This window comes from Caballeronia sp. AZ7_KS35 (assembly GCF_023631045.1).
Taxonomy (GTDB): domain Bacteria; phylum Pseudomonadota; class Gammaproteobacteria; order Burkholderiales; family Burkholderiaceae; genus Caballeronia; species Caballeronia zhejiangensis.
Map to the genome: position 1 here is coordinate 323,133 of NZ_JALQDV010000042.1, position 19,559 is coordinate 342,691.

Consider the following 19,559-nt stretch of genomic DNA (forward strand, 5'->3'; position numbering starts at 1 on the left):
GAGCGCGCCGAAGATACGCAGGCGGGCCGCAAATGATTGAAACGAGACTGCGTAGCGCGGGAGCGCTACGAGAGGAACTGCGACGTGCGTGAGGTACGAATGCGGTGTGAATGCCGCTTCACGCTTTCATGACGCCGTGATTGGAGCGGCGAAGGCGAATGAAGGTTCCTTATTGCCCTTTTAAGCGAATCATGATTCGCGCACCGGTCAGCCGCCTGATGCCTCCAGCGGCCTGTCGGCCTTGGCGCGCAAGCCATAGGCAGTCAACATGCGATACAGCGTGACGCGCGAGATGCCCAGTTCGTCCGCCGCTTCGCCGAGACGTCCGCGATGACGTAACAACGCCACGTCGATAGCCTGTCGCTCGGCTGCTTCGCGCGCTTGTGCGAGCGTCATCGGCGCGGCTTCCGCATATTCGCCCAGTTCGAGATCGCTGGCGAGAATCTGCCTTCCTTCCGACATGACGATTGCGCGACGCACGCGATTGATCAACTCGCGCACATTGCCGGGCCAGCCATAGTTATGCAGCGCTGCAATCGCGCACGGCGCGAAGCCGCGAAGCCGCCGGCTCGCGTCCTTTCTGAAGCGATCGAGCATGTGATTCGCAAGCAGTTCGATATCCTTGCCGCGCACGCGCAGCGGCGGCTCGTCGATCTGCAATACGCACAGGCGATGGTACAAGTCCGCGCGGAAGCGTCCTTCGAGCATGGCCGTCTGCATGTCGACGTGCGTCGCCGAAATGATGCGTACATCGACGTCCGTCGAACCTTGTCCGCCGAGACGCTCGATCTTGCGCTCTTGAAGAAAGCGCAGCAGACTCGCCTGACTTTCGAGCGGCAGATCGCCGATTTCATCGAGAAAGAGCGTGCCGCCGTCGGCCGCTTCAACGCGACCAATCTTGCGTTGATTGGCGCCGGTAAATGCGCCGCGCTCATAACCGAAGAGTTCCGACTGCAACAGATGCGCGGGAATCGCGCCGCAGTTGATCGCGACGAAAGGCCGCTCGCGCCGCACGGATCGCTCGTGAATCGCAACAGCGGTGAGTTCCTTGCCCGTGCCCGATTCGCCGGAGATGAAGACGGGCGCATCGGTCATCGCGACTTTTCGAATCGAGCGATAAAGCGCCTGCATCGCATCGCAGGAACCGACCATGCTGCCTTCCTTGCATTCGTCCTTGCGCGGATCGTTGCTCGCGGCATCGTGCAGCGAAACCATGCCGTATGCGTGTCCCACTGCATCGACGATTCGATCGGCGGTGGACGGCACGGTCACATAATCGAAACAAAAATCGCGAATGAGGCGGCAGATATCGGGGTTATCGACATGCTCGGCGTCGACCGTCGCGACCCAGCCGATCTGATAACTTGCGAGCATCGCGGTGAGCGCGGCCGCGTCCTGTGCAAAACCGCGACTGGTGAGATCGACGATACCCGCCGCTGCGCGTTTGCCGTGTTTGGCGGACTTGGGCGGCTTGGCCGGGTCGATGCGCTCGACGGTCCAGCCACGAGCGCACAAACGCTCGGAGACATCGTCCGATAATGCGCGGCCCACGAAGTAGAGCGTTCTGGCTTCCCCGTACATGGCTATTCCCGGCTTTTATAGATATTCCGGCAAGTATGCGCCCTGAGGTCGCAATGTAAAAAGCCTCGCAAACGATAAGCCGTTTTTGAATGTTTACATTGATCGGCGGATTCGATTAAAAACGTCATAGCATTTTTTTCGGGACGCCCGTGCGAAAATCTGCGGAACAAACGTGCTTTATCCGGCCGTGCCCTACGTGACACGGCCGGGCGCGCGCGGAGCGCTCGGAACAAGTTACTTATTCACTTATGAATATGTCCATGCACGAAAGTATTTGCGGAACAGAAATCTGCGAGCACTGAAATATCAGATAATTAATACCTCCACGCATTTCACTTTGCGGCGCACGCATTGCGGGCGTAGAGTTCATAAAGGTGCATCTCGTCTGATGAATGACCGTTCGAATATGGATAAAGCAGAGAACTCCACCTCAACGTACCAGCCGCGTTTGCTTCTCGTCGACGACGACCCGGCGATGATTCGCATCATTGGGGACATGCTCGCGGAGTTCCCCAACCAGCGCTTTGCCACCACTGGCGAAGCGGCACTCGCGCTGGCGCGCGAGTCGACGCCGGATCTGATCCTTCTCGACGCCAATCTGCCCAACATGACGGGCTTCGATGTCTGCGAAATCCTCAAGCGCGATGCGAAGCTCGCGCGCGTGCCGGTGATATTCGTCACCAGTCACGACGCGCCCGCGCTCGAAGTCGACGCCTTCAACATCGGCGCGGCGGATTACGTCATCAAACCGCTGGTCGCGCCGCGCCTGCAGGCACGTGTGCGGGCACAGCTTCGTCTGCGGCATCGCGTGATGGAGGCGCAGGCGCGTCGGCACGAGCAGGGTAAAGCGGCGGCGTCGAAACCTACGGGCGTGCGCGTGCTCGGCATCCTCGGGGACGACACGATCGAGGCGCATCGGCATGCGCTCGAAGGCATCGGCGCACTCGATCTCGCGAAGGATTGCAATGCCGCGCTAGGTCTTGCGCAAAGCAAGGAGCCGGATGCGATCGTGCTGGATGCGCGTTGCTGCGATAACCCTTGCGCGGCGGTGCGCGCATTGTTGTCGGAACTGGCCCACGTACCGATCGTCGTGCTGGCCGATGCGCGCGATGTCGAAACGGAGCAATGCACGCTCGATGCGGGCGCGGCGGATGTCATTGCAAAGCCGGCCAGGTCCGCCGTGTTGCAGGCGCGCGTGCAGGGCGCGCTGGCTTCTGCGCGCAAGGCGCGGGAAGAATTGCGCGCGATGCTGGACTCGGCATGCGGCGCGAACGTCCATCCGTTTCCGGTGTATGTTCGCGATGCAAATGGCCGCTAACGTCTAGCGTTCTCGTTCGGCTCGAACCTGTTCGAGCATATCGCGCGCGATCTCCGATGCGCGCGCGAATTCGAGTGCGCGCACGCACGCGAGAAACTGCTCGAAGTGCTCGCGATACGCGCTCGGCGCATAAGGCGACAAGTTCTCGGATAGCGCGATCGCCTGCAGATTCGATGCATCGAGCAATTCGACGATAGCAGTGAGGCGTGCGCGCCAGTCGTAGTCTTGCAGCGGTGAAACGTTGGAAGTGTTCCGTGCAGGCGATCGGGGCCGACCGAATTCATCGACGAGTTGCGCCACGCTCGATGCAAGCAACTGCTGCATGCGCGGCAACGCCACGCGCGCAGCTTCCAGAAGATGCGCGTCCTTCTCGAGCGTGCTCGCGAGCCGCGCGAGCGCAGCAGCGCCGATCGTGCCCGCGCTGCCTTTGATCGCATGCAGCATCGCCGCGGCGCCGCGCACGTCGTGCGCCGCGAGCGCCGAGGCGAGCATCGCGAGTTGCTTGCCAGTCTGCGCGTCGAGGCCGTCGATCGCCTTGCGGATCAGATCGACGTTGCCGCCGAAACGCGCGACGATCGAATCACGCGGCTCGATGATGGATTCGATATCGGCATTCGCGTGATGTGCATCCGGCGCTTGCAGCGTGCGTTCGGTGTGCGCGCGCAGCACCGCGACCAGCCGCTCCACATCGATTGGCTTGCCTACATGTTCGTTCATGCCGGCCGCTATGCATGCATCGCGATCCGCGCCCGATGCATTGGCCGTCATCGCGATGACGGGCAGCGCGGCGAAGCGACCGTCCGCGCGAATGAGGCGTGTCGCTTCGAGTCCATCGAGATCGGGCATCTGTACGTCCATGAGCACCGCGTCGAAGCAGGCGTTTGCTGCGATGACCCGATCGACGCCTTCACGGCCGCTTTGCGCAAGCGTGACGGATGCGCCTTCAGCGAGCAGCACGCCTTCGGCAACCTGGCGGTTGAGCGCATTGTCTTCGACGACGAGCAACGCGAGTCCCGCAAGGCGGCGAGCTTTCATTGTCGGCAGCGGCGTGACGGGCCGCGTCGTTTCCGTGTCGCGAGGCAGCGCGGCACGGATTGCCGCCGCGAGTTGCTTCGGCGTCACGGGCTTCGTCAGGAAGCCGGCGAAAGGCGCGTCGCCGCCTTCCTGCGACTCCTTCAACACCTCGCGGCCGAATGCCGTGACGAGCAGCACGAGAGGCGGCGCAGCGCGGCCTTTCATCGCGTGAATCTGCCTGGCGGCGTTGAGCCCGTCGAGTTCCGGCATGCGCCAGTCGAGGAGGGCGATGTCGTAGGGCGCATCGTTCAGCGCAGCTTCGCCGATGCGTTCGACCGCTTCGCGTCCGCTCGTCACGATGTCCGCGCGCCAGCCGAGCGAGCGCACCGTGCGCGCCATGATCTCGCCTGCGATCGCGTTGTCATCGGCGATGAGAATGCGCGCGCCATGTTCGAGGTTCGCGCTTTCGTCATGCGTCAACGCGCTCGCCGTTTCGACGCCAAGCGTGATGTCGAACCAGAAGCGGCTGCCTTCGCCCACGCGGCTTTCGACTTCGAGCTGCCCGCCCATCATCGCGACGAGCCGCTTGCTGATGACGAGCCCGAGGCCCGAGCCGCCGTAACGGCGCGAAGTCGATGCCTCCGCCTGCGTGAAGCCCTCGAAGATGCGTTCGAGCTGTGCCTCGCTGATGCCGATGCCGCTATCGCTGACCGTGATACGCAAGCGCACCGCTTCGCCGGATGCATCGGGCGAATCGTCGAGCCGATGCACGCTCACGACGATCTGCCCCGCCGACGTGAACTTGAGCGCATTGCCCGCGAGATTGATCAGCACTTGCTGAAGGCGGAAGCTATCGCCGACGAGCACAGTCGGCACGGAGGGATCGAGATCGAACAGCACTTCGACATCCTTCGCGCCCTGGTTGCCCGAGAGCACGATGCCGAGCTCTTCCATCAGTTTTTCCGGCTCGAACGGATGGCTGTCGAGCTGCAGCTTGCCCGCTTCGATCTTCGAATAATCGAGAATATCGTTGAGCAAATTCAGCAACGATCTGGCCGCGGTTTCCGCCTTGCTCACATAGTCCTGCTGGCGCCCATTGAGCGCCGTCAGCTGCACGAGATGCAACATGCCGAGCACCGCGTTCATCGGAGTGCGGATTTCGTGGCTCATGTTCGCGAGGAACGAAGACTTCGCCGCGCTCGCGGCATCGGCCTGCTCCTTCGCATTGCGCAGATGGAACTCCAGTTCGTACTGGTCGGTGACGTCGTAGTTCACGCCGGTCATCACGACGGGCGTGCCATTCGCGTTGCGCTGCGTGCGCAGCCCGCTCTGGATGCGCCGCGTCGTCCCGTCTGGCAGGACGATCCGGAACGGCTGCAAGGTCTCGATCTCTCCTGCGGCGGCCGCGCGCAGGTTCGCCATGATCGCGTCGTGATCCTCGGGATGTATGCGCAGGCGCCAGTGCTCGAAGTGCAGCCCGTTATCGAGCATCTCCGGCGGATATTGATAAATCTCGAACATGCGCGCGTTCCAGTGCAGCTTGTCCGTCACCAGATCCCACGACCAGATGCCCAGTTCGGCAATGTCGGCAGCCAGAAGCAACTGGTCGCGCGCGTGCGCCAGTTCGCTGCGTTCCTTCCGCTGCCTGGAGATATCCGTAATTACAGATACAAAATGCAAAGCGCCATCGAGACGCATCGCGCCCGTCGATACATGCGCAGGAAACGACGTGCCGTCCTTGCGCTGTCCGGCGAGTTCGCAGTCGGCCGTCGCGACGCCGCTTTCCCCCTTGAATTGCATTATGTATTCGTTATACAAATCCAGATGGGGCGGCGGCACCAGCATCCGGATGTTTTGCCCGATGACTTCGCTCGCCTTATAGCCGAATACCTTTTCGCCGGCCGAATTGAAGGAGCGGACTGCGCCGCGCTCGTCCACGGTGATGATCGGGCTGATCGCGGTGTCGAGGACGGTTTGAGTCGTCGCGAGGCTGCGAGCGAGCGCCTGCTCGATGTGGGTGCGCGCCGTGACCTGACGCACGAGCCGTGCGCCGAACATCGCGATGACGAGCGCGAGCACGGTCGTGACGGAGGCGTGCCAGAGCGTATCGCGCCACCACGGGCCGAGGATTTCATCTTCCGAAAGTGCTGCGGCGACGAAGAGCGGATAGTCCTGCAATTCCCGCAGGCTGTTCAGACGCGTGACGTGATCCTGCGACGATTTGGTCGTGAACACGCCCGAGCGGCCGTCCAGATGCGAGCGATAAAGGGCGGTGTCGCTCACGTTCTTGCCGACGAAACGATCCTCGAAAGGGCGGCGCACGATCATCGTGCCCGAGTTCAGCACGAGAACCGCCGCGCCCGACTGGCCGAGATCGAGGCTGTCGTAGAAGCGCGAAAAGAAATCGATGTCGATGGTCGCGAGCGCGACGCCCGCGAAGCTGCCGTCGGGCGCGTCGATGCGGCGTGATACCGGCACGATCCACTTTCCCGTCGAACGGCTCTTGACCGGCGGCCCGATGTGCGAGCCCTGATCGGTATGCGTGCGGTGATATTCGAAGTACTCGCGGTCCGAGTTATTGAATCGCGAGTCGAGCTTCGCCTGCGAATTGACGATCCACGCGCCGTCCTTGTCGAAGATGAAGAGCCCGTTCAATTGCGGCAACTGCTGCACGCGTGACACGAGCGAGCGGTGCAGGCGCGCGAGGTCGGCCGGCGACGTGCCGTCCTCCTCGACGCGCTCCACCATGCCGATGAGCGTCGTATCGGCTTCCTTGAACGCGTCGTTCGCGTGCTGCGCCATCGCGCGCGCGAGGTTGGACGTCGCCGTCGTCATCTCGTCGATCTGCGCGCGGCGTGCGGCGACGCTGCGCCAGAGATCGGTGCCGATGAGGAGCACGCAGACGACGCCGATGAACACCGTCATCCTGAAAGTGAGCGAGTGGCGACTGTGCAAGCCGTTTGCCTCCGAATGAGCGATTGCGGGACGCAAAGATCGAACGCTGCCGTATCTTATCGCGCCATCCGAAGCGGGCCGGTCTACGGGCAGGCGCGCCGGGCGAAGCGACTTTCGCGGCAATCAGCCGTATTAACGGCGCGGCGGCGCGAAAGCTTGATCCCATGCGAAGGGAATATTCTCGCGGCCTTTTCCGTATCTCACGCAAGGAGTCGCTTCCGACGAGGTCCGGCGACGTGTTCGACGTCCGCCGTCTTTCCGAAGACGAAGCGTTGGCTCGCGCCCGACACTCGCGTCGGCCTGCGCGCGGCTGATTTCGCCCCGAGCCTTGACTGGCAAGGCATCGGCGAAACTGGCACGGTCGCTGCATTGCATCGACACCCGCCGCCTCAGCGACTCTCCGATTCATCCGTCTTGCACGTTCGCTCAGCCGGCATTTCATGGAAGGTCTCGTTGGTGCAAGTGGAGCGAATCATGTTGGGATACCTAATCAATGTCGGAAAGGACTTCATGCTGCCGCATCTGATCTGCTGGACCGGGATGCTGCTGGAACGTGCGGAGCATAGCCGCCGCGACGCCTATCTCGGATCGTGCGCGGATATCGGCGAGCTCGAACGCCGTATGCGCGCGTGCGACGGCGACGCCTGATCACTCACGAAAGCGAGAACGAACGATGATGGATTCGAACGACGAACACACCGCCGCAGCGGTCATCGCGCTGCACTGCTCGGGCGCGGGCGCGAATCAATGGCGCCAGCTCGGCGAAACGCTCGACGCACTCAACGCGGATCACGCGCGCTACACGTTGATGGCGCCGGAGCACTATGGTTGCGACAGCGTCGGACCGTGGAGCGGCGAGCGCGCCTTCACGCTCGCGGACGAAGCAGCCCGCACGATCGACATCATCGATCGTCAGCGCGGCAAGGTGCATCTCGTCGGACATTCGTATGGCGGCGGCGTCGCGTTGCGCGCCGCGCTGGAACGGCCGCACGGCGTCGCGAGCATCACGCTTTACGAGCCGTCGGCGTTTCATCTGCTGAAGAGCATGGGCGCGCGCGGTGCGACTGAATTCGCCGAGATTCTCGCGATCGCGGCGCGCACGGCGGAGGGCGTCGTCGCCGGCGATCTGCGCGGCGCGGCGCGTTCCTTCGTCGATTATTGGGGCGGACATGGCGCATGGTCGGCGTTGCGGCCGTCCGTACAGGCGATGCTCACGCGCTGGGTGCCGAAAGCGCCGCTCGATTTTCGCGCGCTGATTCACGAGCCGACGCCGGCGAGCGCGTATGCGAAGCTGCGCATTCCCACGCTCGTCATGCGCGGCGAGCACGCGCCCGCGCCGACGCGCCTGATCGCGGAAACCTTGCCCGATCTGATGCCGGCGGCGAAGCTGATCGTCGTGCCGGATGCGGGACACATGGGGCCGCTCACGCATGCCTGTGCGGTGAACGCGGCGATCGCGGATCACATCGCGATGGCGACGTGCGCGCCGCTGGCCTAGCTAGCCGAGCAGACCGTCGCGCGACGACGCGCTTTCTCCCTGACGCTCGATGAGCCGCGCGCGGAACCAAAACGTCCACGCGAGCAATCCGCCGTAGATCACGTAGCTCACGACCGGCGAGACGACCAGATAACGCTCGACCGGCCACGTCCACGCGAACCAGAAGCGCAGCACGGTCTCGAGCGAGAGCCCGACGCCCCACACGAGCGTCATCAGCCGCAACGACATGCGCAGCGAAGCGCTCTCGCTCCAGTACGCCTCGAAGCGTTTCGCGCCGTCTTCCTGCTCGCGCGTGACGGTCGCGCGGGCGAGATAGAAGACGAGCGGGCGCTCGAAAAACAGCGAGATCAGAAAAACGATGCCCGTTGCGCCCGCCGCGAGCGATTCGCGCACGAGCAGGATGCGCGGGCTGCCGCCCATCGCGAGCATGACGATCGATAGCGCGATGCCGAACAGCACGAGCGCGGAAAGCGCATCCACGCGGCGCGAGCGCGCGAATTCGGCGACGCTCCACATGAGCGGCGGCGCGGCCGATGCATACAGCGCGCCGACATCGCCCCAGTAAGGCAGCGCGAGCCGGTACGCAAGCCACGGAAGCAGCAGGTTAGCGACGAGTTCGAGCACGAGACCGGGTTTGATCTTTTTCATGGACTCAGGAATGTGCGCTTTGAATGGCAATGCCTGAGCCAAGTATAAGAGATCGACAATGCGCGGCCGTGCGAACGCGCGCTCCGGTTCGCTGGGAAGGGCTCGGGCCGCTCCCGATCCAACGAGCGGCCCACGCGCACATGGCGCCTACTTTCTCGGGGGCGCGCCCGCGGCGGCGGGCGTTCCGGGCACGGCGCCGTTTGCCGTATTGCCCGCGTTGGGGTTGTAGTTCGAGTTCGCGTTGTAGTTCGGCGTCGTCGTATTCGCGTTCGGCGTGTTCGGCGTCGCCGGCTTCAGGGGCTTCGGCTGCAGTGTCTGGTTGATTACGCCCATCTGGCCCATCTTCTTCGCGGCTTGGCTGTCCGCGCTGGCCGCCGTGGCGAAGCACAAGCCAGCAGCGCCGGCGATCAACGCAATGTGCAGGGCGCGTCCCTGCGCGCGATTGCGGCTTTTCTTCATGTCGGCCTCCTTGGCTCACGCCGGCCGCGCGGATGCCCGGCCGGCGACATCATTCTGTGCAAGGACGATACCCGGGCGAAAGAGGGTTTTGCCTAGGTGCTTGCAAATGCAATCCGCGGCGGTCTGACACAGCATCGCTTGATATTTGTCTAAGAAAAGGCCCTCTCCGGTCGGTAATATGTACTTCGAATTGCTAATTGTTTATCAACCGGAGGATCAAGCATGTTTCCCGAATATCGCGATCTCATCTCGCGCCTGAAGACCGAAGACGGCCACTTCTCGCGGCTCTTCGAGCGCCACAACGAACTCGATCATCAGATCCACAACATGGAGACCGGTGTCACGCCTGCGGATGGCTTCGCCATCGAATCGCTGAAAAAAGAAAAGCTGCTGCTGAAGGACAAGCTCTACACGGTCTTGCGAAAGGCGCACGAAGCCGCCTGAAGACAAAACGACGTGAGAGACAGAGACTCCGAGCAACAACATCGAGGAAGGAATGAAGTTGATATCGCCAGGTAACACTGCCGAATCGAGCGACGGCGGCGTCGCGGCGCGAACGAAGCCGCCGTCCATCGAACAGGAAGAAACGGGCCGCGCTGTCGAAGCGGCGCATGACCTGCTGACGAGCAGCCTGGACGACATACTGAAGCGCTTCGACGCACGAGACGGCGCACAAGCTGAATCGCTGGTCGATACCGTCCGAACGTTGATCGGCGGTATGTCGCCGGATGAAGTATCGGCGTTGCGCGCCCATCTTTTCGATGGCGACGCGATGCTGCGGGCCGCCAACGGCACGCCTGATCCCGACGACGAACTGTCGCCGTCGTGGCGCAATGGCGGCTATCCGTATCGGAACCTGATGTCGCGGCGCGCGTATGAGAAGCAGAAGTATCGCCTTCAGGTGGAGCTGCTGAAGTTGCAGGCGTGGGTGCGCGACACGGGTCAGCGCGTCGTCATCCTCTTCGAAGGGCGCGACGCGGCGGGCAAGGGTGGCACCATCAAGCGCTTCATGGAGCATCTGAATCCGCGCGGCGCGCGCGTCGTCGCACTGGAAAAGCCGTCCGAGCGCGAGCGCGGTCAATGGTATTTCCAGCGCTATGTCGAACACTTGCCGACGGCGGGCGAAATCGTGCTCTTCGACCGCTCGTGGTACAACCGCGCGGGCGTCGAGCGCGTGATGGGCTTCTGCTCGCCGCGCGAATACGAAGACTTCATGCAGCAGGTGCCCGCGTTCGAACGGCATCTTTCGCAGAGCGGCACGCACGTCATCAAGCTGTGGTTCTCCGTGAGCCGCGCCGAGCAGCGCCGACGCTTCAAGGAGCGCGAGATTCATCCGCTGAAGCAATGGAAGCTGAGTCCGGTCGATCTCGCGTCGCTCGACAAGTGGGATGCGTACACCGACGCCAAGGAAGCCATGTTCGCGCATACCGATAGCGCGGACACGCCCTGGACCGTCGTACGCTCCGATTGCAAGAAGCGCGCGCGCCTCAACGCGATGCGCTATGTGCTGCACAAGCTGCCCTACGCGAATCGCGATCTCAAAGCGATCGGCGCGGTCGATCCGTTTATCGTCGGGCGTCCGTTCTAGCTTGCGGTTGCGCCGTCCATCAACGTTTCGGCGAGCAAACGCGCGTGCGGCGTGAGCGCGCGGAAGTCGCGGGCACACAGATGCAGACGGCGTGTCGCCCACGGCTCCGATAGCGGCACGACCGCGAGCGTCGGCCGCTCCAGCATCCGCGCCGATGCCTCGGACAGAATCGCGAGTCCGATGCCCGATTCGACGAGCATCCCGACGTTGTCGATACTGCGCATGCGGATTCGGTAGCCGATCTGCCGGCCAAGTCGCGAGGCGCGCTCCGCAAGATGCAATTCGAGCGCGGCATCCGACAGCCCGACGAATGCCTCGCCGACGATTTCCGCGAACGCCACCTCGCTTTCTCCCGCAATCCGATGCGCGCGATTCGCCACGACCACGAGTCGATCCTTCGCGAGCAGATGCGTCTCCAATTGTCCAAGATCTGTCGTGTCCGAGACGACGCCGAGATCCGCGCGCCTCTCCGCGAGCGCCTGCACGATCTCCACACTCGGGCGTTCGTCGAGATCGATCGAAAGATCGGGATAGGCGACGAGAAAACGCGAGAGTCTCGGCGGCAGGAAGGCGGCCAGCGCCGCCGTGTTGGACATCAGCCGGATGCGGCCTTTGAGGCCGGTTGCGAACGAGCGCAGCTCGCCGCGCATCTGCTCGACCTGGCCGAGAATCGCGCGCGCGTGGCGCACGAAGGCATCGCCGGCGGCGGTCGCCTGCACGCCGCGGCGGTTGCGCTCGAGCAGCGGCGCGCCAAGCGCGGCCTCCATGCCCGCGATGCGCTCGCTCGCCGAGGCCAGCGCGAGGTGCATCGCCTGAGCGCCCGCCGTGATGCTGCCGCGCTCGACCACGGTCAGGAAAAGCCGCATGTCGGTCAGATCGAAACGCATCGCGCTTCCTTCGGATTGGCCGAAGCCTCGCATTGGAAATGCCAGATTGTAAGGGGACGGCCGCGTCGCTAGCATCTGTCGCATGGAACCCTTCATTGTCGTTATCGGCGCCGGTTTTCTTGCGGGCGCGATGAATGCGCTGGCCGGCGGCGGCTCGTTCGTGAGCCTCCCCGCGATGATCGCCGCCGGCTTGCCACCGGTTCAGGCGAACGCTTCGAGCACCGTCGCGCTGTTTCCGGGCGGTGTCGTGAGCGCGTGGGCCTATCGCGACGGGCTCGGTCCGGTCGGCTCGGTGTCGATCCGCAAGATGCTCGTGACGACGCTCGCCGGCGGGCTCGTCGGCGCAGTCTTGTTGCTGTCCACGTCGTCGCGGACGTTTTCGTTCGTGCTGCCGTGGCTGCTTCTGTGCGCGAGCTTCACGCTTGCGTTCGGCCGCAAGTTGGGGGAGATGTTGCGGCGGCGCTGGCATATCGGCGCGGCGGCGGTGCTGTCGATCCAGTTCGCGCTCGGCGTGTATGGCGGGTATTTCGGCGGCGCGGTCGGCATCATGATGATGGCCGTCTGGGGCCTGCTCGATTCGCGCGACCTGAAGAGCCTTAATGCGCCGCGCACGTTGCTCGTGAGCGCGGCCAACTCGGTGGCCGTGCTGACGTTCGCGGCGGCGCAGGCAGTGCGCTGGCCGGAGACGATCGCGATGCTAATCGCGGCGATCGCCGGCGGGTATGGCGGCGCGCAGATCGGCCGGCGCGCGCCGCCGCAGTGGGTTCGCGCGGGCACCTTGATCGTCAGCGCCGGTATCACGATTGCATTTTTCGTAAAGACCTACGGGCCGATGCTCTCGCATCGATGATCGAGTGCGTCGACGTTCAGGGAGACAGACATGATTCCCGCCTTGCTTGAGACCATCGGGGCGCTATCGCTGCTCGCAAGCATCGCGGCGAAGGTCATCCTGCTGCACGGATCGCGCGAGGAAGACGAGCCCGAAACGCCGAAATCCGCATCGATCAGGCGCGCGCGAATCGGATGTTTTCGCTCGAGAATCCGCGACGAAACACATCGCGCCCGTATGCCGCTCAGTGCGCGTTGCGTTCGATTGGCGGCAGGCCGAGCGGCTTTCTCGCGGACTCGTAGGCACGGATGAAGCGCGGATCGTCGTCGAGTTCGCGCGCCATCCACTTGGACAGATCCGCGCCGCAAGCCGGGTCGGCGATGTCGCGGAAGCACGGCGAATTCGCCGGCATCATGCTGGCGGCCCAGTAGAAGCCGAAGAGCGCCTGCTTTTCCGCTGGGTCCATGGCGATGGCCTGGGGATCGGCGCCCGAAAACCAGCGATCGAGCCTGGCAGACAAGGACGCTTCGGTTTCGCGGCTATCGTAGGAAAACACGTAACCGCCGCCCGCCTGGGCGGTGCGAAAGTCGTTCATCACAACCTCCGAGACGAAACGCGCGGCATTTTGATTCGCCGCGAACGATTGCGCGCGCGCATCGCAAGTCAGGAACCAAACGAAGACGAGCAATGCCTTTGTTTTGTGCCGAACCAGCGGACGGCATTTTTTCCGATTGCTTGCCGAGTTCACGTGAATCAGAGGAAAGAATTTCGCATCACCGTCAATGAGAACGGCGCTGCAAATACAGTATTTATTCTACTGATTTATTCAAAGGACATGCGCGCCGAGGTCAGTTTGCGCTGGCGCGAAAATCCCGACCATCCGGTAGATAAATAATCTCCGCGTGCACCAATGCAAAAACGGCCCATACGGGCCGTTTCGTGCCTGAGGCGCCAGCGTTGAAACTTACAGCGGCTGGATCGTCGAAGCTTGCTTGCCCTTCGGGCCTTGCTTGACTTCGAAGCTCACCTTTTGATTCTCCTGGAGAGACTTGAAACCCTTGGACTGGATTTCGGAGAAATGTGCAAACAAGTCTTCACCGCCGTCGTCCGGCGTGATGAAGCCAAAACCCTTTGCATCGTTGAACCACTTCACAGTACCTGTTGCCATTTTTCCAAACCCTATTGAGACGAATTACGTTGAAGATGCGCTTCGAATTTCGAGCGGCATAGAGTTTTACCATGCCACAAGTCGGAGTTCAAATAAGCGTTTCTGCTAAGAGACATGACATACACGCGTCATACTCCGCGCTCAGGCGCCGGTCGCGCTGATTTTTTTTGTCGGACATAATGCGCGCGTCCGTTCGATTATCCTCGCCTTCACGGTCACGCAAACGACAAAGGCAAGCTCATATGGCACATACGCTTTCCAGCGGCGCACCGCGCGCCGCGTCCGCTTCCGCACGGCTCGACGCGCCCGGGATCGCCGAAGCGCGCCGGCAGCTTGCAGCCTGCTTCCGGCTGGCGGCGCTGAACGGGTTCGAAGAGGGCGTCTGCAATCATTTTTCCGCGATGGTTCCAGGGCACGACGATCTGTTCTTCGTGAACCCCTACGGCTATGCGTTCGGCGAGATCACGGCGTCGCGTCTGCTGATCTGCGATTTAGACGGCAATGTAATCGACGGCGAAGGCGAGCCCGAAGCGACCGCATTTTACATTCACGCACGCGTGCACAAGCTGATGCCGCGCGTGAAGGCGGCTTTTCATACGCATATGCCGAACGCGACCGCACTGTGCCTGCTCGACGGCCCGCCGCTTCTGTGGCTCGGGCAGACGTCGCTGAAGTTCTACGGCCGCACGGCGGTCGACGAGGACTACAACGGTCTCGCACTCGACAACGCGGAAGGCGATCGCATCGCGCGCACGATGGGCGACGCCGATATCCTGTTCCTCAAGAATCACGGCGTGATGGTTGCAGGCGCAACTATCGCGGAGGCTTGGGACGATCTCTACTATCTGGAGCGCGCGGCCGAAGTGCAATTGCGCGCGATGAGCGCGAACCGGCCGCTCAAGCCGGTGCCGCACGAGATCGCGCAGCGCACGTACGAACAGATGCGCGCGGGCGATGCCGAAAGCGCGCGGGCGCATCTCGCGAGTGGCATGCGCCAGTTGCGCGCGCGAGGCATCGATTTCGAGGCGTGATGACTCCTTCGCGTCGAAGCGCCTGAACCAGCCGCGTTTGCCCATGTCGGTCTGCTGCAGGAATCGCGGCCTGGCCCTGCAAATGAGTGTTTTTGCGAGCCGGTGTGCCTTACATCGAGATGTCGTGCAGGTCTTTCACGATGGGCGGCCCGATCGTGAAGTCTGAGAAATGGACCGTGAGACCGCCGCGCTCGGGCGTGCAACACATCGGGCCGACGAGCCATCGTGCGTTCGCGCCGCTCGATGAGAAAGGCGCGAGACGCATGAGCGTTCAGTTGCGTTCATCGGCGCTGCATTGCACTTTCAGCACGCCTTGCGCGATCGTCACGCGAAGCCGGAAGCGGTTTGCGCCGGCACGCGAGCCGAGCGACCAGTCCGAGAGGTCGTTCGTGAGTACGGTGCTGAACGTGAGCGCGCCGTCGTTGTATTCGGCGCCGGCCTTGATCCAGCGCTCGGGGCTTTCGCGGATCATCAGGCCCGCCTGATCGTATAGCGCGGAGAAATCGCCAGCGACGGCGACTTCCGCCGTAAAGTCGCCTTCCACGCTCGCCGCGAAAACATGGCCGTTGTCGCGCACGAAGCCGTAATGCGTCTTGCGCCAGAAGTCGGTGTTCGTGTCGGTGGTGACGATGAGCGTGTCGTTGTCGACGCGCCATTGCGCGGGCTCGTTGATCCATCGGCATTGCTCGAACATGGCGTCTGGCGTCGCGTGAAGATGGCAGCGCAAGTATTTCACGGCGCGCAAGCCGTCATGCTGCCGCGCGTGACACAGTGCAGGGCAACGAACGGTCGTAGGAAAACGGTTTTCTGTGTCGACTGCATTAACATACGAACACTTACCGTCACGCTTTGAATCGAGAGAACGATGGTCAAGCTGATGATGATTCTGCTGGGCGTCGACTATTTGCGCAATCGTTGGCGCAGCCTGACGGTCACGGGCTGGTTGCTTCTGGCCGTCGGCATCGGCGTCTTCATCGATGCCCTCGACGGCGCGCTCGGCTTTCCGGTCGCGTTCGTCGGCTGGCTGCTGCTGATCGAGGGCGCGCTGACATTGTCCGTCGCGTGGGCGGGCGTCGGCGGACAGCGCAGACTGCGCTATGCGAAGGGCATTGCATTCGTTCTTACTGCCGCGTTGATCTTCGAAGGCGATCATCACGGTCACTTCGTTCTTTCGATCCTGATCGGGCTCGCGTTTATCTTCGACGGCCTGTTGCAGGCGACATCGGCGCTTGTCGTACGTTACCGGCGCTATCGTGTCGCACTCGGCTTCGCCATCTTCGAGATCGTCCTCGGCATCTTCATGATTCAACCGTATCCGACGCATTACAAAGGCACGGTGCCGTATTGCATCGGTGCGTTCTTTATCTTCGCGGGCTGGAATCTGATCATGATCGGCATGCGCGTGCGCAAGCTGACGAGCAATCCGGCCGTATGGGGCGATGCAAGCGCGGAAGCGGCGAGCGTTGCGGACAAGGCGCCCGATAACGAAGCGCGCGTCTTGCAAGCCAGCGAATGGGACGGCCCACCCGCCGATAACGAACCGGCGCTCACCGTGCATGTGTGGACGCCGGTCGGATCGTCGAAGGCCGAAACGCAATGGCACCCGATCGTCGATCGTTATATCGCCGCGGTGGATCGCAATGGCGTGATCTCGACGGGACACGCGGCGCTCGAATCGCCGGAAGGCATCTATGTGAGTCTCTATCCCGCGGTTGAAATCGACCGCTCGCCCGATGACTTCGCGCGCCTGCTGCGTGCCACGCGCGAGAACGATGTGCCCGGCGTGTTCCAGCCGAGTTATGCGATCGAATCGAAGGCATGGTGTCCATCGACCGTGCGCGTGCGTATCCGCAATTACGACCCGGCGCGGCTCGATAGTTTCTGGCGCAACTATCGCGCGGATACGACTTATAACCTCACGCACCGCAACTGTTCGAGCAGCGTGTCGCGCGCACTCGACGCCGCGCTCGAAGGGGCGGCAGGGCGCCTTTACGGTTCGCGCGCGGGTTGGGGCGCGCTCGTCAGGATGATCGTGACGCCGGAACTGTGGGTCGCGGCGCAGATACGCAAGCGCGCGGTGACGATGGCCTGGACGCCCGGCCTCACGCTCGACTATGCGCGCGCGCTCAGCATGGTTGCCGATCCGCGTCCCTATGGCTGGCTAAAGGTCGCGCGCATGGCGCTTACGAAGATGCGCAAGTCGCGGCGTGCATGGCGCGAGGAAGGTGCGCTTGCGCAGAACGGCGGATCGAATGCCGATCCGCCCGCACGCGTTTGATGCGCTGCGCCGCTACGCTATAGATCGAGGTCTTCGGCTTCCTTGCGTGCGCGGCGTTCCTCGTTCGCGCGCCGTGCGCGCAAGCGCTGACGCGATAGCTGAGCGATCACTTCGCCCGTCGACGCGCCCGGCGGAATCTCATTGCGAATGACCTTCGGTACCATCGGCAATCCCATGCGTTGTCGACGCAGCGCGCGGGCGATGGCGGTGCGGCATTCCTGACCGTGACAGTCCCATTCGTCACGGATTCGCTCGCAGTAGGGACATTTTTCCATCCCTCAAGTCTACCGCGAAACAGTGGCGGCTTCGTGCGTCACACATCCCATACGCCGCTCGCCGTGGCTCGCGTGGCGTAGTCCTCGAACGAGCAGGCTTCGCGATGCAACGCGGCGCGCACGCCATCGGCGGGCTTGTCGTTGGGGCCATCCAGCACGGTCGTTAAGAGATAGAGAATCAGGTCGGTCTCGGGCTTCGGCACGCCAGCCGCGAGCAGAGCGTCGCGAAATGCATGGGGCGGCACGGGCACGAGCCGCATGTCACGTCTCGTCGCTTTCGCGATGCATGCGAGCGCTTCGGCGAAAGTGATCGCGCGAGGTCCGGTGAGTTCGTAACGCCGCTTTTCGTGGCCTGGCTGCGTGAGTGCGGCGACGGCTGCATCGGCGATATCTTCCGCATCGACGAAAGGCTCTTTGATATCGGCGACGGGCAGCGCGAGCGTGCCCTCACGGATCGGATCCAGCAGAAAGCTCTCGCTGAAGTTCTGCATGAACCAGCTGCAACGCAGGATGGTCCAGCTCGCCCCGGAGCGTTGCAGCGCTTCTTCCGCCGCCTGCGCTTCTTCTTCGCCACGTCCCGACAACAGCACGATGCGTTCGGCGCCGCTCGACAACGACGCGTCGAAGAATACATCGAGATCGCGGAGAGCCGCGCGTGCGGCGCATTGCTGGCGTCGGCGATCCGGCGCGTGATGCCGCGTGCGGACAGCAAGCGCGTCAATGCGCTCGCGTTCCTGATCTGGCAGCCAGGCGAAGAAACAATGCGCCTTGCCGTCGCGCACAAGCGCGGCGAGGGCGCATTGCTCGTCGATGCCTATAAGCGAATGAGCTTGCGCGCCATCGAAGAGGCGTGAAAGGGGGGCCGCGTCATCCGCTCAACTGATTGGACGTGCTCGGCCGCCGCGCCCGCTGATGATGATCGAGGCTGCGGCGCAACACCTTTTTCACGAGGCCCTTGAGGAAGTGGATCGAGCGGTCCGCGCGTACGTTCAGATCGAACGGCTTCAGTTCGACAACCTGACGCTTGCCGCCTTCGGTGAGTTTCTCGCGCATCTTCCGATGATCGACGGCCATGGCCGTGAGCGTCTCGGACGCCTGCTTGAACGAAGCGCGATCGACGCGCGCGCAAACGTGGCACGCACGCTGAAAGAGCTTGTCGAAGACGGTGAGCCAGAAATCGTCCATGTCACTGCCGTCGCAACGTGCGAGCGCTTCCTGCCCTGTGAGGCGCAGATTGTGCATGTCGCGCAGCTTGGCTGTCTGCGTGATGCTGCCGAAGCGCCGCCGATAGCCGATCAGCGGCGCGGGAATCCGATAGATGCTTTTTGCGCGCAGATAAGTCGAGGGCACGAGGGCCATGTCTTCGTAGTTTCGTCCTTCGGGAAAGGGCGCTGCGTCGAACAGGTCGGTGCGATAGACGCGCGCCCACGCAAAGGTATGGAATCGATCGGCAAACTGCTGCAGCGCCGCGCGATCCATCGGATGACCGCCGCTCGTCGCATGGTCGACGAGTTCGATGTTATCGAGCTCGCGGTCGTCGTCATCGATGATCTTGACGTTGTACTCCACCACATCCCACTTGCGCTCGGCGAGCACCGGGATCATCGCTTCGGTGAAGCCCTTCAGATAGATATCGTCGCCGTCCAGGAAGCCGACATAAGGCGTTCGCACCGCCGCGAGGCCGGTATTGCGCGCGGCGCTCAGGCCGCGATTTTCCTGGTGTATCAATTCGATGTGCACGCCGCGATCGCGCTCCACGACCGAGCGCGCTGCCGCATAGGTCTCATCGCGAGAACCGTCATCGACCACGATGATCTTCATCGCGTCGATATGAGGTTGGGACAGGAGGGATTCGAGCGCTTCCTCGATGTATCCCTCGATGTTATAAGCCGCCACGACGATGCTGAGCAGCGGACTGGTGTCTCGCAAGGAGTCACTCTCAAACGGCATGGATGACGCTCTCCGTCGATTGATTGGGCTCTGTCTCTCCGCACGCACCATGCGAAGAGCCGTTGTCGATGTCCCGCCGT

The 19,559-nt window shown here is 62.9% G+C and carries 20 protein-coding genes and 1 pseudogene; 10 read left to right on the forward strand and 11 right to left on the reverse strand.

The annotated features are described in order from the left end of the window. Positions 1-207: 207 nt before the first annotated feature. Positions 208-1,581 carry a sigma-54 dependent transcriptional regulator gene (locus NCT05_RS27550; protein ID WP_008347976.1) on the reverse strand — a complete coding sequence of 458 codons (1,374 nt, stop codon included), beginning with the start codon at positions 1,579-1,581 and terminating at the stop codon, positions 208-210. 172 nt (positions 1,582-1,753) lie between these two features. Here NCT05_RS27550 and NCT05_RS27555 point away from each other — a divergent pair, with 172 nt between their 5' ends. Then, positions 1,754-2,899, forward strand: a complete 1,146-nt coding sequence (locus NCT05_RS27555; RefSeq protein ID WP_250503639.1) for a response regulator — start codon at positions 1,754-1,756, stop codon at positions 2,897-2,899. Between the two features lie 3 nt (positions 2,900-2,902). Here NCT05_RS27555 and NCT05_RS27560 read toward each other — a convergent pair whose 3' ends face one another. Next, positions 2,903-6,991, reverse strand: coding sequence for a response regulator (locus NCT05_RS27560; RefSeq protein ID WP_250503640.1), 4,089 nt, complete (start codon positions 6,989-6,991; stop codon positions 2,903-2,905). Between the two features lie 351 nt (positions 6,992-7,342). On the opposite strand from NCT05_RS27560, the gene NCT05_RS27565 reads away from it, so the two are divergent. Continuing rightward, a complete protein-coding gene (locus NCT05_RS27565) occupies positions 7,343-7,516 on the forward strand; it encodes a DUF3563 family protein (RefSeq protein ID WP_235366224.1) in 174 nt (57 codons plus the stop codon). 25 nt (positions 7,517-7,541) lie between these two features. Further along, positions 7,542-8,366, forward strand: a complete 825-nt coding sequence (locus tag NCT05_RS27570; protein WP_081851823.1) for an alpha/beta fold hydrolase — start codon at positions 7,542-7,544, stop codon at positions 8,364-8,366. On the opposite strand, the gene NCT05_RS27575 is transcribed toward NCT05_RS27570, so the two are convergent. Then, positions 8,367-9,014: a VC0807 family protein gene (locus tag NCT05_RS27575; protein ID WP_008347981.1), complete on the reverse strand. Its 648-nt coding sequence runs from the start codon at positions 9,012-9,014 to the stop codon at positions 8,367-8,369. Positions 9,015-9,161: 147 nt separating this feature from the next. Then, positions 9,162-9,473 carry a hypothetical protein gene (locus tag NCT05_RS27580; protein ID WP_250503641.1) on the reverse strand — a complete coding sequence of 104 codons (312 nt, stop codon included), beginning with the start codon at positions 9,471-9,473 and terminating at the stop codon, positions 9,162-9,164. Positions 9,474-9,695: 222 nt separating this feature from the next. On the opposite strand from NCT05_RS27580, the gene NCT05_RS27585 reads away from it, so the two are divergent. After that, positions 9,696-9,917: an HP1242/YdcH family protein gene (locus NCT05_RS27585; RefSeq protein WP_008347983.1), complete on the forward strand. Its 222-nt coding sequence runs from the start codon at positions 9,696-9,698 to the stop codon at positions 9,915-9,917. A 52-nt stretch (positions 9,918-9,969) separates the two neighbouring features. After that, the gene (ppk2, locus tag NCT05_RS27590; protein WP_250503642.1) at positions 9,970-11,061 is read left to right on the forward strand and encodes a polyphosphate kinase 2; all 1,092 of its coding nucleotides are present in this window, start codon (positions 9,970-9,972) and stop codon (positions 11,059-11,061) included. On the opposite strand, the gene NCT05_RS27595 is transcribed toward ppk2, so the two are convergent. After that, positions 11,058-11,948, reverse strand: a complete 891-nt coding sequence (locus NCT05_RS27595) for a LysR substrate-binding domain-containing protein (protein WP_175980791.1) — start codon at positions 11,946-11,948, stop codon at positions 11,058-11,060. The two genes, ppk2 and NCT05_RS27595, sit on opposite strands and share 4 nt — an antisense overlap. 82 nt (positions 11,949-12,030) lie before the next feature. On the opposite strand from NCT05_RS27595, the gene NCT05_RS27600 reads away from it, so the two are divergent. Further along, complete coding sequence (locus NCT05_RS27600) at positions 12,031-12,798, forward strand: sulfite exporter TauE/SafE family protein (RefSeq protein ID WP_250503643.1); 768 nt, start codon at positions 12,031-12,033, stop codon at positions 12,796-12,798. A gap of 223 nt (positions 12,799-13,021) precedes the next feature. Here the strand turns inward: NCT05_RS27600 and NCT05_RS27605 are convergent, their stop codons facing one another. Next, the gene (locus NCT05_RS27605) at positions 13,022-13,372 is read right to left on the reverse strand and encodes a hypothetical protein (protein ID WP_250503644.1); all 351 of its coding nucleotides are present in this window, start codon (positions 13,370-13,372) and stop codon (positions 13,022-13,024) included. Positions 13,373-13,402: 30 nt separating this feature from the next. On the opposite strand from NCT05_RS27605, the gene NCT05_RS27610 reads away from it, so the two are divergent. After that, on the forward strand, positions 13,403-13,672 hold the full coding sequence (locus NCT05_RS27610; protein ID WP_250503645.1) for a hypothetical protein: 270 nt from the start codon (positions 13,403-13,405) through the stop codon (positions 13,670-13,672). Between the two features lie 69 nt (positions 13,673-13,741). On the opposite strand, the gene NCT05_RS27615 is transcribed toward NCT05_RS27610, so the two are convergent. Next, entirely contained in the window at positions 13,742-13,945 is a 204-nt protein-coding gene (locus NCT05_RS27615; protein ID WP_008347993.1) for a cold-shock protein, read from the reverse strand. 242 nt (positions 13,946-14,187) lie between these two features. Between NCT05_RS27615 and NCT05_RS27620 the strand changes: the two genes are divergently transcribed. After that, positions 14,188-14,976, forward strand: a complete 789-nt coding sequence (locus tag NCT05_RS27620; protein ID WP_250503646.1) for an aldolase — start codon at positions 14,188-14,190, stop codon at positions 14,974-14,976. 109 nt (positions 14,977-15,085) lie between these two features. Here the strand turns inward: NCT05_RS27620 and NCT05_RS27630 are convergent. Continuing rightward, a pseudogene (locus NCT05_RS27630) lies at positions 15,086-15,670 on the reverse strand (DUF1349 domain-containing protein). Between the two features lie 171 nt (positions 15,671-15,841). Between NCT05_RS27630 and NCT05_RS27635 the strand changes: the two are divergent. Continuing rightward, positions 15,842-17,254, forward strand: coding sequence for an HdeD family acid-resistance protein (locus NCT05_RS27635; RefSeq protein ID WP_250503647.1), 1,413 nt, complete (start codon positions 15,842-15,844; stop codon positions 17,252-17,254). A 17-nt stretch (positions 17,255-17,271) separates the two neighbouring features. On the opposite strand, the gene NCT05_RS27640 is transcribed toward NCT05_RS27635, so the two are convergent. Further along, on the reverse strand, positions 17,272-17,529 hold the full coding sequence (locus tag NCT05_RS27640) for a hypothetical protein (protein WP_033536198.1): 258 nt from the start codon (positions 17,527-17,529) through the stop codon (positions 17,272-17,274). A gap of 38 nt (positions 17,530-17,567) precedes the next feature. Further along, on the reverse strand, positions 17,568-18,020 hold the full coding sequence (locus NCT05_RS27645) for a Rossmann-fold NAD(P)-binding domain-containing protein (protein ID WP_250503648.1): 453 nt from the start codon (positions 18,018-18,020) through the stop codon (positions 17,568-17,570). Positions 18,021-18,062: 42 nt separating this feature from the next. On the opposite strand from NCT05_RS27645, the gene NCT05_RS27650 reads away from it, so the two are divergent. Continuing rightward, a complete protein-coding gene (locus NCT05_RS27650) occupies positions 18,063-18,383 on the forward strand; it encodes a hypothetical protein (RefSeq protein ID WP_250497375.1) in 321 nt (106 codons plus the stop codon). Positions 18,384-18,396: 13 nt separating this feature from the next. Here the strand turns inward: NCT05_RS27650 and NCT05_RS27655 are convergent, their stop codons facing one another. Then, the gene (locus NCT05_RS27655) at positions 18,397-19,458 is read right to left on the reverse strand and encodes a glycosyltransferase family 2 protein (RefSeq protein WP_144403691.1); all 1,062 of its coding nucleotides are present in this window, start codon (positions 19,456-19,458) and stop codon (positions 18,397-18,399) included. Between the last annotated feature and the right edge of the window lie 101 nt (positions 19,459-19,559).

Coding starts and splice junctions, on each gene's coding strand:
- NCT05_RS27585 (WP_008347983.1), top strand. CDS start 9,696: ATGTTTCCCGAATATCGCGATCTCATCTCGCGCCTGAAGACCGAAGAC.
- NCT05_RS27575 (WP_008347981.1), bottom strand. CDS start 9,014: ATGAAAAAGATCAAACCCGGTCTCGTGCTCGAACTCGTCGCTAACCTG.
- NCT05_RS27550 (WP_008347976.1), bottom strand. CDS start 1,581: ATGTACGGGGAAGCCAGAACGCTCTACTTCGTGGGCCGCGCATTATCG.
- ppk2 (WP_250503642.1), top strand. CDS start 9,970: ATGAAGTTGATATCGCCAGGTAACACTGCCGAATCGAGCGACGGCGGC.
- NCT05_RS27595 (WP_175980791.1), bottom strand. CDS start 11,948: ATGCGTTTCGATCTGACCGACATGCGGCTTTTCCTGACCGTGGTCGAG.
- NCT05_RS27645 (WP_250503648.1), bottom strand. CDS start 18,020: ATGCAGAACTTCAGCGAGAGCTTTCTGCTGGATCCGATCCGTGAGGGC.
- NCT05_RS27605 (WP_250503644.1), bottom strand. CDS start 13,372: ATGAACGACTTTCGCACCGCCCAGGCGGGCGGCGGTTACGTGTTTTCC.
- NCT05_RS27640 (WP_033536198.1), bottom strand. CDS start 17,529: ATGGAAAAATGTCCCTACTGCGAGCGAATCCGTGACGAATGGGACTGT.
- NCT05_RS27570 (WP_081851823.1), top strand. CDS start 7,542: ATGATGGATTCGAACGACGAACACACCGCCGCAGCGGTCATCGCGCTG.
- NCT05_RS27600 (WP_250503643.1), top strand. CDS start 12,031: ATGGAACCCTTCATTGTCGTTATCGGCGCCGGTTTTCTTGCGGGCGCG.
- NCT05_RS27580 (WP_250503641.1), bottom strand. CDS start 9,473: ATGAAGAAAAGCCGCAATCGCGCGCAGGGACGCGCCCTGCACATTGCG.
- NCT05_RS27615 (WP_008347993.1), bottom strand. CDS start 13,945: ATGGCAACAGGTACTGTGAAGTGGTTCAACGATGCAAAGGGTTTTGGC.
- NCT05_RS27620 (WP_250503646.1), top strand. CDS start 14,188: ATGGCACATACGCTTTCCAGCGGCGCACCGCGCGCCGCGTCCGCTTCC.
- NCT05_RS27565 (WP_235366224.1), top strand. CDS start 7,343: ATGTTGGGATACCTAATCAATGTCGGAAAGGACTTCATGCTGCCGCAT.
- NCT05_RS27635 (WP_250503647.1), top strand. CDS start 15,842: ATGGTCAAGCTGATGATGATTCTGCTGGGCGTCGACTATTTGCGCAAT.